At 52.6% G+C, this 14390-nt stretch carries 9 protein-coding genes; 3 read left to right on the top strand and 6 right to left on the bottom strand.

Going from position 1 to position 14390, the window contains the following annotated elements:
* The 6 genes from OB13_RS09030 to OB13_RS09005 all read right to left on the bottom strand — a co-directional run.
* Window positions 1-1433, bottom strand: a 1433-nt coding sequence (locus OB13_RS09030; RefSeq protein ID WP_461489835.1) for a Gfo/Idh/MocA family protein, incomplete at its 3' end; no start/stop codon positions are given.
* A 25-nt stretch (window positions 1434-1458) separates the two neighbouring features.
* Entirely contained in the window at window positions 1459-2169 is a 711-nt protein-coding gene (locus OB13_RS09025; RefSeq protein WP_461489834.1) for a carbohydrate-binding family 9-like protein, read from the bottom strand.
* A gap of 4 nt (window positions 2170-2173) precedes the next feature.
* Window positions 2174-3322 (bottom strand): phosphotransferase enzyme family protein, encoded by a 1149-nt coding sequence (locus tag OB13_RS09020; RefSeq protein WP_461489833.1) that lies wholly within the window; start codon window positions 3320-3322, stop codon window positions 2174-2176.
* Window position 3323: 1 nt separating this feature from the next.
* Window positions 3324-4208 (bottom strand): nucleotidyltransferase family protein, encoded by an 885-nt coding sequence (locus tag OB13_RS09015; protein ID WP_461489832.1) that lies wholly within the window; start codon window positions 4206-4208, stop codon window positions 3324-3326.
* 319 nt (window positions 4209-4527) lie between these two features.
* Window positions 4528-5556 carry a LacI family DNA-binding transcriptional regulator gene (locus OB13_RS09010; RefSeq protein ID WP_461489831.1) on the bottom strand — a complete coding sequence of 343 codons (1029 nt, stop codon included), beginning with the start codon at window positions 5554-5556 and terminating at the stop codon, window positions 4528-4530.
* Window positions 5557-5923: 367 nt separating this feature from the next.
* On the bottom strand, window positions 5924-7087 hold the full coding sequence (locus OB13_RS09005) for a formylglycine-generating enzyme family protein (RefSeq protein WP_461489830.1): 1164 nt from the start codon (window positions 7085-7087) through the stop codon (window positions 5924-5926).
* Between the two features lie 633 nt (window positions 7088-7720).
* Here OB13_RS09005 and OB13_RS09000 point away from each other — a divergent pair.
* The 3 genes from OB13_RS09000 (at window position 7721) to OB13_RS08990 (ending at window position 14123) form a co-directional block, all read left to right on the top strand.
* A complete protein-coding gene (locus OB13_RS09000; RefSeq protein WP_461489829.1) occupies window positions 7721-10864 on the top strand; it encodes a SusC/RagA family TonB-linked outer membrane protein in 3144 nt (1047 codons plus the stop codon).
* 35 nt (window positions 10865-10899) lie between these two features.
* Window positions 10900-12585, top strand: coding sequence for a RagB/SusD family nutrient uptake outer membrane protein (locus tag OB13_RS08995; protein WP_461489828.1), 1686 nt, complete (start codon window positions 10900-10902; stop codon window positions 12583-12585).
* A 236-nt stretch (window positions 12586-12821) separates the two neighbouring features.
* Window positions 12822-14123, top strand: coding sequence for a DUF3472 domain-containing protein (locus OB13_RS08990; RefSeq protein ID WP_461489827.1), 1302 nt, complete (start codon window positions 12822-12824; stop codon window positions 14121-14123).
* Window positions 14124-14390 lie beyond the last annotated feature (267 nt).

Genomic DNA, 14390 nt, shown 5'->3' with positions numbered 1-14390 from the left:
TAGATTCTGACTTTGGTAGTGCCGGCACCCTGCAAGGAGATATCCACCGGGGCATTTTTCTGCCAGGCACCTGCTGTAAAGTCCGGCACATCGATTGAGTTGGAGCGGTTGGCCACCGACCACTCGCTCAGCATGGCAACAGAGCTCCAGGAGGCGGCATCGTATACATCCTGATCCAGCGGCAACCCGTTGCGCAGGCAATCGATCAGGCGCCATTCCATCAGGAAGTCCATACCGCCGTGCCCGCCGATCTGTTTGGCCATCTCGCCCAGCTTTTTGATGATCTCCGGCGTATACTTCTCTTCCACAGCCTTGTACTCCTCTGGTTTCAGCCATCCGCTGTGTCCTTTGGATATTTTTGATTCCGGCCACTTCCTGGCCATCCCTTTGGTTCCGCTCACGAGGTGAATACGGGAGTAAGGACGGGGTGTAGTAACATCATGCTGGATCATGATTGTTTTGCCGTTTTTGGTGCGGATGGTGGTCGTGTTCATGTTGCCACGGTAGGTATCCTGTACAAAGGGCTTGTAGAAGGAATCAGCAGCAGCCCGTCGCTGGGCCTCCTCGTACATCTGGAAATCATTGGTTGATACCGAAACCAGGTAGTCCATGGCGTCGCCCCTATTGATGTTCATGATCTGGCAGATAGGGCCCAGGCCGTGGGTCGGGTAGAGGCTGCCATTGCGGGTCATGTTTTCTTTCAGACGCCACATTCCTTCATAGCCGTTTTTATCGAAGTTCAGGTCGAGCAGTTGGTGGATGTACGCGCCTTCTCCGTGTATGATCTCCCCGAAATAACCCTGGCGTGCCATGTTCAGGGTCATCATCTCAAAGAAGTCATAGCAGCAGTTTTCGAGCATCATGCAATGCTTTTTGGTTCGCTCGGAGGTCTCTACCAGCTGCCAGCATTCTTCCAGAGTGACGGCCGCCGGCACTTCTATGGCAACATGCTTGCCGTGTTCCATGGCATAGGTGGCCATGGGGGTGTGCGTGGCCCAAGGCGTTGCAATATAGATCAAGTCAATGTCCTCGCGCTCGCACATTTTCTTCCAGGCGTCCTCACTGCCTGAGTATAAAGTGGGCTTGTGTGCGGGGTTGGCTTCGGCCAGCTTTTTTTGTGTCTCCTGTGCTTTGGCAGGTACCAGATCGCAGAGGCCTTTGATCTCCACGCCCTCTATCTTGTTCATCCGCATCACAGCTCCAGGGCCTCTCATCCCCAGCCCGATATAGCCCACCCGCACCTTGTCGAGTTTTGGGGCCCGGTAGCCTGACATGTTGAACTGCTGGGTATAGGAGCGCCCTCCGGGCTTCTGCGCCTGATCGGTAGCTGCCTGCGGAGTGGCCGTTGCACAGCTGCTCAGAAGTCCGGTTCCGGCCAGGCCGATACCAGCCAGACCGGTAAGTTTGAGGAATTCTCTGCGATTGTTGCTCATGGTGATTTCGTAAAGACTGGATGTTTTAGGTTAAGGTTGATATAGTTGTATGGCCCGGACCGGTGAGGGTATCTTCTGCCATCGGTAATGTAGCGGAGAATGTCAGGTTCCCGAAGAACTTCGGCAGATGAAAATCAGGATGGGGCGCATCGATCCTGTTCCAGGTCAGAAAATGGGGCTCCGGCAGGTCGTCTCCGCACTTGCAGAAGTTGACCTTGCCATGCTCTTCCTCTAAGCGCCCGAGCGTGTGTTCCGAAAATACTTCGGTAGGTATAACCACGGTGAGCTGCCACGTTTTCTGAGTTGATCCGCTGTCGCCTGCCCGGAGCGTACCGGCCCGTTTTATTTTGGAAATGGTCGCTGGCGGCAGCAGCCTCCGGTTGTGCCGGTCAGGGCCGAACCCGACGCGGCATGTTCCCAGACAGTTGAATTCGATGTTGTAATAGGGTTGGTCATCCTGAAAGGAAATAAAAAGCTCCACACAGCTGTCCTTGTAAACCGGGTCGTTGGGTTTGCGGTACCTGGCCAGTATGTAGGGTTCTGTCACATAATATTTCAGAAACAGGCAATCGTTGTTGTGGGCCATCGCAAAGGTAACTTCCGGCTTTGGCTGTGGCGCAGACCAGGGAGCCTGGTCGATGGGCTGCCGTGGCAGTTTGTCCAGCTCCGTGTTGATCAGGGTCCAGGGGCTGTTTTCTTGCAGATGGGGCAGGAGGGGGAGCTCTAAATGACGCATAGTTTTAGTTTGGTTGTTGTACAGGTGCCTGAGCGCAGGAGGCCGCAATCTCCCGGATCGTGCCTTGGAGCAGCCCGATCTTTTCTTCCAGCACTTCCACCAGCCGGAACTGTGCCTGCGCCCGCTGCAGGTTGTGCTCCGGGAAATGGATCTTGTAGTAATGATCGCCGTCGATGTAATCGGTGAGGAAGCGGAGCCCCATAATGAAGGGCAGCAGGGTAATGCCCAGTGACAGCGACTCGATTTCCTGTTCGGTCAGGGAACCACGCGTCTCTTCCAGGAAGCCTTGGGTAAACCCCCGGAACAGGTCCAGGTCAATGTCTATCTTGCTCAGGTCTTTTTCATCTTCGGGAGTGGTGACCGCTGTCGTGCGGATGGCGTCGCCATAGTCGTAGGCCACAAAGCCCGGCATAACGGTATCCAGGTCGATCACACACTGCGCCTTGTCCTGGCTGTCGAGCAGCACGTTGTTGAACTTGGTATCGTTGTGCGTGATGCGGAGCGGGAGCTTGCCTTCGCGGCCAAGCCTGACAATCGTAGCCATGGCGTGTACACGTTGCTCTACAAACTCGATCTCGGCCTGTACTTCCGTCACCCTGCCTGCCGGGTCTTTCTCCCGGGCTTCTTCAAACTGCCGCAGCCGGTATTCCACATTATGAAAGTCAGGTATAGACTCGTGCAGTTGGGTCGCATCCATGTCAGCCAGCAGGGCCTGAAAGCGGCCGAAGGCTTTTCCGCCCTGGTAGGCCTGTTGGGCATTCTCTACCAGATCGTAGCTGCGCGTACCTTGCAACAGCAGGTATACCCGCCAGAAATTGCCGTCTGCATCCTGGTAATAGGTGGTGTGCCTGCGTGTCGGAATCAAGGTGAGTACTTCCCGGTCCGGGTCCTGTGCCGGCATACCTGCCAGCTTGTTACGCAGGTGCGTGGTGACCTGCTGGATATTCTCCATCAACTGGGGCACATTCCGGAACACGTGGTGGTTGATGCGCTGCAACAGGTAATCGGGGCAGGCAGCATCCGTGTTTCTGACATAATAGGTGTCATGAATATGACCGGAGCCATAGGGTGTGACAGCTTCAATGCCTCCTTTTAGGTCAAATTGAGAGAGAACGCCTTCAAAGTTATTTGATACACTGTTTGTTTCCTGCATGCTAACTAGGATGAGAGGTTTTCCACAAATCTTCGGCGTATACGCCTTTACTTACCAGCTGCGCTATATTCTGGATGGCAGTGGGCTTATCCCCCGGATACGTCACGCCAAACCACTTTTCCGGTGTTTGAAGTACTTTTACCCGGGCTGCTCCCGAACGCACGATGGCATTGACAACCCCCGGGAGATAAAACTCGCTGGTCAGGGCTGTGCCGCTGCTTCTTAAGAAATCGTTGAAGCCTTGCTCAAAGTATGGGAACACGGATGGCTGAAAGGCCATCAGGTTCATGGACACGATTTCATCGCCCTGCAGTTGGTGGATGGCAGTAGCAGGATCCTGTACTTCGATCCCGTCAGCCGTTGCTACAATCTTGGTGAGTTCGGTCAGTGACCGGAGGTAGCCGTTCCCGTCCAGCTCACATAAACCGCGCGAAACGGCGCCATGTTCTGACAAGGTGTTCTGTAGCCGAAAGCCAATCAAACCATAGGTAGCCTCGTCGGTGTTGTTTTGCAGAAAATCAGCTACCAGCTTGAAGGACTCATACCCATAGAAGTCATCGCCGTTGATCACGGCAAACGGCTCTCTGATCTTAGCCGCGGCTAACCAGACAGCCTGCCCGGTTCCCCAGGGTTTTGTCCGCCCGGCAGGTATAGCAAAGCCTGGAGGAAGCATGTCCAGTTCCTGCAGGACATAATCAACTTCAGGCTGTGCCGGAAGCCTTCCCTGCATAACCGCCTTGAATTCTTCGCTTATTGATTCCCTTACCACAAACACGATTTTGCCAAAGCCCGCCCTGAGGGCGTCATAGATCGAGTAGTCAATGATGGTCTCCCCGTGGGGTCCGAAGCTATCGAGCTGTTTTAAGCTCCCGTAGCGCGATGCCATGCCAGCAGCCAGAACAAGTAATGTAGGGCGTATATGCATAAAATCAATGATTCCTTAAGATAGGGTGACTTACAGGGTGGCTGGCTCATTACCCGCCTGTTCACTACTACAATCCCAGTCTGCGTACTCAAATGGCGCGCAGGCTGCCAGAAAGACAGAAGTATAATAGTATATGTTTATAAAAGTAGAAACTGAGGAAGATAAAAGCAACAAAAAATGCAAAATGTTTACGAACACGCAAGCATCAAAACCTGTTTTACCTGTTCTCGAAAGTATTGGAAGGCACGCTCTGTTCGGAAGACACAGGCAGTCAAAAAAGCTAATTTTTTGCCTTCTCCACAAGTTGTGATTCAAGGGTAACCTGGTAAAAGCCCTGCTGTGGCTCATCGGGTTTCTCTTTGTGGCACAGCAGGTCCAGCAGGATCTCAGTCGCTTTCTGGCCCTGCTGATAGGGAAACTGTTCCACTGATGCCAGAGGGGCATGGTCCATGTAATTGATCGTAGGCAGGTTGGCGTAGCTTACGAATTCTATGTCCTCGTTTATCCTGAGTCGCAGGTCCCGGGCATGTTTGGACGCATAGAGCCATATATGGTCGTTGAAGGTAACGATGGCAGTTACCTTTCTTTTGTGCTTTAGCAGTGTATCAAGCGCTTTGGTGGTGCCCTGTTCAGTTAAGTCGCAGCTCACGATCAGGGACGGATCGAACTTAAGTCTGTTCTTCTGCATAGCTTTGACATACCCGTCGCGCCTTTCACTGCTGGCGTAGAGGGTGGTGGGGCCATTGATCATACCGATCGCTCGGTGTCCTTTCCTAAGCAGATAACTGACTGCTTCTATGGTGCCCACTACCATGTCTGAAGCTACATAGTGAATGTCACGGACAGGAGGAATGCGGTCAAAGAACACTACCGGGATATTGTATTGGGTAAGCTTTTCAAAGTGGTCGAAGGTGGAAGTGGTCTTGGCAACCGACACAAGCAGGCCATCTACCCGATGGTTTTTCATCTTCTCTACCAGTTGCCTTTCTTTCTGCTCATCGTCGTGAGACTGAGCCAACAGGACGGTATAATTTCTCTTGTAGGCAGCGTCCTCGATCGCAGTGATGGCCGACGAAAAGAAGGCCTCTGAAAGCTCCGGCAGGATAACACCTATGGTATAGGTTTTGCCTTGCTGAAAGAAGATGGCCGTCTGGTTGCGCTCATAGTTCAGGTCCTCAGCCAATTGCTTTACCCTCTGCCGCGTTTGCATACCAATGGTAGGGTGGTTGTGCAACGCCCTGGATATAGTGGAGGGAGATAGCTTCAGCCTCCTTGCAATTTCTTTTATGGTTACTGGCTTGCCTGACATAGCTCTAAAGTAATTAAGTAGTAAAATGGCCTCTGGCGAAATTGTGACTGCCCAATAGCCTGCTGCACCTCTTCGACTTGGCCCGGCCTGTATGTTTTCGGAAGCCAGAGAAAGGTGTTTTGAGGAACTTTGAATTAAATATAGCAAAATAATTTGCGTGTTCGATCACAAAGTGTAATTTGGCACTGAAAATAAAGGGAAATTACATTAGTACAGCGTGACATAAGAGGCCTCTGGTATTCCAGGGGCTTTTTATTTGCCGGTAAGTCAGAAAACAGGCTTCCTAATTTCGTGAATGTTCAGTTCAAATCAGCATGATCTGTACCCCGGCTGTGCCTGTATTGTAGTGGGCGTACACGGTAGCGGCTCATTGTTTGTCCTTCACGCATCGGAATCCCACATGCTCCAGCCCGCTGTCCTCGGTGCTTTTCATCCGGGCCGCCACCCGGAAGCCAGAGCAATAGCTATCGTTGCAGAGGAAGGAGCCACCCCGGATAACCCTCTTTTTTGCAAAAGGCTCATCCGGATCAAAGCTCTTTGACGGACCTCCCGGGTTGCGTACGCCTGTCGTAGCATGCAAAGTACTATAGTAGTCGCTGTGGTAATTGTCGGAGCACCATTCCCATACGTTACCAGCCATGTCGTAGAGGCCATATGGGTTAGGGGAAAACGATCTGACAGGGGCCGTGTAATAGTAACCATCCTGTTCAGTGTTATTGGTTGGAAAGCTGCCATTCCAGGTATTGGCTTTCGGTTTTCCGGAGTGGATAGGCTCATTGCCCCAGGGATATACATGGCCTTGTTTGCCGCCGCGCGCGGCCCATTCCCACTCAGCTTCGGTTGGAAGCCGTTTGCCGGCCCATTTGGCATAAGCCTGGGCATCATACCAGGAGACATGTACTACCGGGTGGTTTTCTTTGCCTTTGATACTGCTGCCTGGCCCATGTGGCTGGCGCCAGTTAGCCCCCTCGGTCCAGGTCCACCAGCTGGCAAAGTTCCGGAGGTCTACCTGGCCTTGGGGAGCCTGAAATACCAGAGAAGACGCAACCAACAGACTTTCGTCCGGTTTTGGAGTGCCTGGCGGAAGCTGTTTTTTAAGCTCATTCCAATCCGGCTTTTTCTCGGCCGTAGTCACATAGCCAGTGGCTTCCACAAAGCGGGCAAATGCTGCATTGGTCACCTCGGTGGCATCTAGCCAGAAACCGTCCACTGTTACTTTGTGTTTCGGGTATTCATCCGGGCGGGCCTGGTCGTTATCGGCTCCCATCATAAATGTGCCGCCCTCAATCCACACCATTTCTTCTTGCAGCTGTTTTCCAGAAGACTGCACCGAGCTATCCTGCGTCACGGCAGGAGTCGGAGCAAAACGGGAAGGCAGGGAGGCTATACAGCAGGAAGCGAGTCCCTCGTCTTGCTTATTAGCAGTAGCATCCGCTGAAGAGACTGTGGCCGGTTGGCTGTCGCTTTGCTGTGTGCAGCACGACAGCGTGGCAGCAAAGAACAGCGCGGAGAGGGAATGGAGGTATTTCATGCTAGTAAATTACTAAAGCAAACCGGCTGATGCAAGTTTGTTTGTCTACGAACACTTCTCTGTCTATAAGTTATCGCTCCTGCCTTCCCATTTTGATAAGGGTACTGCTATGTGGGTTTTTTTAATACCCGGGGCATTTCTTTATTTGTTACTCTACGCAAGCGTTTGATTTGATTTTTCAAAAAGCTAACCTCAGGGTAACATTCAGGTCATAAGAGTTGCTATTGCAGCCATACTGCCGCTCTTGAGACTCAGTCGCCCCTGCTGATCCTATAACGAATTCAATTGCTTTATATTCTTATTGATGCCCAAAGTATGTTGTCAACCAAGTGTTTAAAGAAAGCTTCGTCTGCCTCCTGTTACGTGACTAGGTCATAAATTGGGAAGGAAAGCAATTGTTCCGGTCAGGGTTTCCGCACTCCACGAAGGGGCTGCTTTTGAGCGGCGTATGGGGGTATCTAATATTGTGTTTGACTTTTCCGCTAAAAACAGTACTAGTCAAACGTTTGTGTTTTTATTTCAGGTTAATTGTTATTGCAGGCTTTAGTATTATACCTACCTTAAAGTAAGCGTTATCGAACACACTATAATACTTTCCTTAGCTCACCTTAAAGTAACTTAATTTAAAGAGGTATGAAAAAAAGCCGCAGAAAGAATGGAAATATTCCGGCGAGAATATTCCATTTGTTTGCACAGGGGTGTACTGCGCACCCCCGCAAGCTACCGCTCCTGGTAGGTTTCTTCTATTTTATCGTTGCCCTTAGTGTCGGGTATGGCCAGACACGGCAACCCATAAAAGGCAAGGTGGTGGATGAGCAGAACCAGCCCCTGATCGGACTTACAGTAGTAGTGAAGAATACGGCTACAGGTACTGCCACTACTGCAGATGGTACTTTCGTCGTGGAGGCCGCTCCAACCGATGTGCTGGTGTTCTCCTATATTGGCTATGAGACGAAGGAGGTGACAGTAGGTAACCAGGCAATTATTAACGTGACCCTGAAGCCGGACGCTAAAAAACTGGAAGAGGTAGTGGTCGTGGGCTACGGTACCCAGAAGCGGGCAGATGTGACCGGTTCAGTGGCCACTGTAGATACCAAGCAACTGACTGACCGGCCTGTTACCTCAGTACAGAATGCCCTGCAGGGTGTGGCTCCCGGCCTTACGGTAATTCAGCGTCCGGGTGACGTAGGTAGTGTGGGAACAATTACTGTGCGCGGACGCACCAACCTGGGCTCTCCCGGCCCAATGATCATCATTGATGGTATCCCCGCTTCCGACACGGAGCTGGCTGCCCTGAACCCGAACGACATCGAGAACATGTCTGTGCTCAAGGACGCCTCCGCTGCTTCCATTTATGGCTCAAGGGCTGCAAATGGGGTAATCGTGGTAACGACCAAGACCGGAAAGAATTCCGAAAAAACCACGGTAGGCTTTAACGCTATTTACGGCTGGCAGTCCCCTACGCGTCTGCCGGAGTATATGGATGCCGTGGGCTATGCCAGGTTTCACAACGAGGCAATGACAAACGCCGGCAAAGCCCCGAACTATACAGAGGAGCAGATTCAAAAGTTCGCCAATGGAAGCGACCCGGATATGTACCCGAATACCAACTGGTACGACCTGGTGCTGCGAGAAACAGCTCCTCAGAGCGACATCAACCTGAACATTTCCTCCAGCGGCAAGTCCACTAGTTATTACCTGGGGGCCTCTTACTTCAACCAACAGTCGCTGCTGCCAGGCAAGGACATGGACCGCTACACCGTAAAACTAAATACCGATACGGAAGTATTTCCCAATATTCTGAAAGTAGGAACCAACTTTTCCATTATCCGCCAGGACTATGACACAAAGGGAGGCAGCTTCAGCTGGACTGAGCTTAACCGTTCACTCCCGGTTACAGTTGCCCGTCACTCCGATGGCACCTGGGGTTCGGTAAGCAGTGGGATAGCGAATACCAACACGGCAGGCAGAAACCAACTGCGTATTATCGAGGAAGGCGGTAGCAGCTGGACCCGCAACAATTACTTGCAGGCGGCAGCAAACGCTGCTTTGACTCCAATAAAGGGCCTGACAGTAAATGGCCTCTTCTCCCTGAAGTATTCTAACCTGATGAACTGGTCCTTTAACAGCAGGATGGATCCGATCATCAACTTCACAACCAAGCAACCCATGAGTTCTTCGGCTGTAACGGTGAACCAGATGCAGGAAAACTGGGGCCGCCGGCAGGAAATTCTCACGCAGGGGACAGCCGCCTATGAGCGCACCTTTGGCCAGCATACCGGCAAGGTCATGGTGGGTGCCTCTCAGGAGAGCAATGTCTATCGCACTGCCTTTTTAGGCCGCAAGAACTTCCCGAACGAGGAGATGACGACCATCAGTACCGGTTCTGCCAGTCCGGAAAATATCGTATCCGGCGCTAACCGTACCGGCGAGGTACAATGGGCTATCCGCTCTTTTTTTGGACGCGTTAACTACGACTTCCAGAACAAGTACCTGTTTGAAGGTACCCTTCGTTCCGACTACTCTTCCCGCTTCCACCCGGACCAACGCGAGGCAATATTCCCTGCTTTCTCGGCCGGCTGGAGACTGTCGGAAGAAAACTTCATCAAGAACATCTCCTGGATCGATAACCTGAAGCTGCGCGGCTCCTGGGGTGCGCTAGGTAACCAGGATGTGGTGTCGCCGGGCAACTACTACTCGCTGCTGAACACGGGCTATGCCTACAACTTCGATGGAAATGCTGTGGACGGTGCCTGGCAGAGTACAGGAGCCAACCCACTTGCCACTTGGGAGAAGGTATACATGACCGACTTCGGTGTTGACTTTTCCATCTTCCGTGGCAAGCTCGATGTAGTGGCCGATTATTACATCAAGAAAACGGATGGCATCCTGCTCCAGTTGCCGGTTCTGGCTACCTACGGTCTGACAGCACCTTACCGGAACGCAGCCGAAACACGCAACAAAGGTATAGAGTTGAATCTGGTGCATAACGGGGCGGTTGGTTCAGATTTTACCTATACCATCGGCGCCAACTTCTCCAGGATCCAGAACGAGATTCTGAGCCTGGGTGGCGTGGACGAGCGCATTAGCGGTTACTGGATAGAGCGCGTAGGGGAGGCTGTGGGCTCTTACTACGGCTACCGTGCCGAGGGGCTGTTTATAAATGAGGAGGACGTGCAGAGCCATGCCTTCCAGAGTGCAGCCACGAAACCTGGCGATATCAAGTATGCGGATATCAACAATGACAAGGTGATCGATGCGGCCGACCGCGTGATCCTGGGCAACGATGTGCCGTGGATGACCTATGGCCTTAATTTGGGCGCTGGCTACAAGGGCTTCGACCTGAGCGTGCTCACTTATGGCGTGGCTGATGTGGATACCTACCTGGAGTCGGAGGCCTCTTATCCGTTCTTCAACGGAGCCAATATCAAGCAGGCTTACGAGAACCGATGGACAGCAGAGAACCCGGATCCAAACGCTCACTTCCCACGCACGCTGATCAGCGCCGATGCTTCGCACAACTACAATACCTCTTCCTTCTGGCTCTTCAGCGGCGCTTATTTCCGCGTCCGGGCGATCACGCTGGGGTATAACATTCCGGAAGCCGTGAGCGGCAAACTGGGCATGCAGTCGCTGCGCGTGTATGCCACTTCCAACAACCCATTCACCTTCATGGGAGATGACCGCCTGAGCGACTACGATCCGGAGTTTGGCTCCGGCCGTGGCGGCTACCCGGGCCTGAAAACTTTCTCACTTGGTGTCAACGCCAAATTCTAACATGGATGGCTTCCTACTTATCAACACAAGATATCATGAAAAGAAGTATTAAATATTTCACCTATACCGGAGCGCTTGCCGGGCTCCTGCTAACCACTTCCTGTAAAGAAGATTTTCTGGAGCGGCCGCCCCAGGACCAGATCTCCGACGTGACCTTCTGGAAAACGAAGGAAGATTTGTCAAAGGCGCTGAACGCAGTGTACAGCGAGCTGACCAGAGAAGAAATCATTTACGACGACGGCAGCACGGACAATGCGTACGCGCAGTATCCTTGGGAGAGTACAGCTACGGTGGTGTCGGCTGGTACCATCAACACCAACTCCAACGCCGGCTGGGGCTATACCGGCATCCGTCGTGCCAACCAACTGCTGGAGAATGCCGATAACATCGAGATGGATGCCGAGCTGCGGGATCGCTTCAAGGCAGAGGCCCGCTTCCTGCGCACCTGGTTCTACTGGGACATGGTGGTCAAGTTCGGGGACGTGCCCTTGGTGACCAGTACCCTGAGCGCCGGGGAAGAAAACGTGCCGCGTACCCCTCGTGCGGAGGTGGTGAACTTCCTGCTCACCGAGTTGAACGAGATTGCCGGTGTACTGCCGCTGCGTTACGCAGGAAGTGATTTTTATGAGAAGGGCAGAATTACGAAGGGAGCCGCCCTTGCTCTGAAAGCCAGAATACTGCTTAACGAGGCCAGCCCACGGTTTGGCAAAGGGGACGCTGCCAAATGGAAAGCCGCCGCCGATGCTGCCCAGGAAGTTATGGGGCTGGGCTATACCTTGTTCAAAGTGAATGAAGAGTCCGGTAAAGATCTGGAAGACGATTACGCGCAGTGGGTTACGTTTGCAAATGAAGAAGATGAGAAGAACTTCCGATTGGGCCTGCGCAGCTACGAAAAGCTTTTCCACCAGCAGTATGAGGGCAACAGCGAAGTGATCCTGGACCGCCAGTTTATCATGCAGGTGGATCCGCAGTGGAACAACACCTACCTGCCGCCAAGCGTGCTCGACGGCTGGAGCTCCCTTACCCCGACACAGGACCTGGTGAACGCCTACGGCAACTACCAGACCGGCGGACCTGCCAACGTGCTTAATGCCGAAGTGCGTGGTCAGCTATACCTGAATAATGACCCGGCCTTTGCGAACGAGTACAAGAACCGCGACCCGCGTTTCTATGCTTCCATCCTGTTCAACGGCAACCCGTGGAACGCGTTGGAAGACGGGTATAAATTTACCTGGCAGGTAGGCGGAAGCAACAACTCGCAGACAGGGTATAATTTCAGGAAGCTGGTGGACCCGCAAGCTTATAGAGAGAATATCGACAATCACGCTAACATCATTCTCCTGCGCTACGCGGAGGTGCTGCTGACCTTTGCAGAGGCCACCAATGAGTACAGCGGGCCCACTGCACCCGTTTATGAAGCCCTGAATGCCGTGCGCGAAAGAGCCGGCATGCCGCCTGTGGATGAGACGGTGTATAACTCCAAAGAGAGCCTGCGCGAACTGATCCGGAACGAGCGCCGCATTGAGCTGGCCCTGGAAGGACAGCGCTACATGGACATTCGTCGCTGGGAAATCGCTCCCAATGTAATGGGGACCATCTACGACGTCCGCAACAAACTGGTGCAAGCCAGGACCTGGTATGACAAGCTATACCTGATGCCGGTACCGCAGGGGCAGATTGACCTGAGTAAAGGGGGGCTGTCGCAAAACGAAGGTTACTAAAACCACTTAGAGGGAAATAGAAAGTTAACCCTCAGCAAAGTTTTAAACGGGTGAGAAGAACTGGAAACCGCTACGGGTAGAAGGTTACTCTCACCCGTTTTTATTTTAACTCAGAAGGGAAAACACTTTCAGCGTAGCGATTGAAGACCTTTATCAACTTACACATCATACCTAAACAAGCGCAGAATAACACGTTGATCAACAACAAAGCAAAGTATATACTTAGAATGGCGTGTATGACCCTGCTCCTGATGGGCTGCAAGGCTAACGAAAATACTACCGTTAGTGACATTCAGGCCGCAGAAACAGGCACAGTTTCAGAGAAAACAGCACTCGTGCCGATAGGAGGTAACACCTGGAAGTCTACCAAAGAAAAAGCAGGTGGAAGTATAGGCGAGCGGGGCATCACCGGCTGGTCTGATAAGGAAGTATACTTTACCACCTACGCCCGGGTAGCCAAACCAGGGTCTGTGAAGGTATGGCTGAACCTGCGGGTGCCCGAAGGAAAAACCAAACTACAAGTAGAGGCTTTGGGGAAGGCTCAAACCATAACGGTGCAAGGCAGTACACTGCAAGAGCATTATGTAGGGGAGTGGCAAGTGGCCGATACCGGCTACGTGGCTTTCACCATCAAAGGGATCACTAGAAAGGGAAGCACCTTTGCCGACATCACAAGTATAAAACTGGCCGGGGAGGCGATAGATAAGCAGACAACCTATGTGAAGAACAACGAGGGCAACTTCTTTTACTGGGGCCGCCGCGGGCCATCGGTGCACCTCAACTACCCGCTTCCTGAAAACACCGACGTGGAGTGGTTTTACAACGAGCTAACCGTACCCGAGGGCAACGACGTGATCGGCTCCTACTTCATGGCCAATGGCTTTGCGGAAGGCTACTTCGGGATACAGGTAAATTCTGAATCCGAGCGGCGCATTCTGTTCTCCGTCTGGAGCCCTTTTCAAACCGATGACCCCAACAGCATTCCGGACAACCAGAAAATCCAGCTCCTGAAGAAAGGCGACGGTGTGTACACAGGCGAGTTTGGCAACGAAGGTTCGGGCGGGCAAAGTTACCTGAAGTATAACTGGAAGGCCGGCACCACCTATAAATTTCTCCTGCAGGGCAAACCGAGTGGAAACGAGCATACCACCTATACCGCCTACTTCTTTGCGCCCGAGCAAGATAAATGGCAATTGATTGCCAGCTTCCGGCGTCCCAAAACCAACACCTACCTCAAGCGCACGCACTCTTTCCTGGAAAACTTCCTGCCCGAGTATGGCGATGTGGAGCGCAAGGTGCTCTTCTCCAACCAATGGGCACGCGACGTAAAGGGCAACTGGATAGAACTCACCAAGGCCCAGTTTACGGCAGACAATACCGCCTGTGTCGGGTATAGGATGGACTATGGCGGCGGGCAGTCCGGCAATGACTTTTACCTGCGCAACTGCGGCTTCTTCAGCGACTACACGCCCATGCGCAGCTGGTACGAAAGGCCTGCCACCGGCAAAGCGCCGCAGATTAACCTGGAGAGTTTGTAGTTTGGTTATTGATGCAGTAGTAGATAAACTTGAAATACTCTCCAGGGTATGTCTCAATTTTTGTCATCCTGAAAGGATCTTGGTAAAGAGGGCCCCTACCCCCGCGAGTGGTGCAGGCTTAACCTCCGGGGGTAGGGGCCCTCTTATTTCAACCAAGATTCTTAACTGAATGAAAGAGATTTATAGCGCGCGTCCTCGCTCGTTACCAGCTATCGTTTGGGCCTCTGGCCCAGTCGGATTACAAATCCGACCTCATAGCAAGGCACG

Source organism: Pontibacter sp. HJ8 (assembly GCF_054824225.1).
This window is presented reverse-complemented; position numbering and strand designations above follow the sequence as displayed.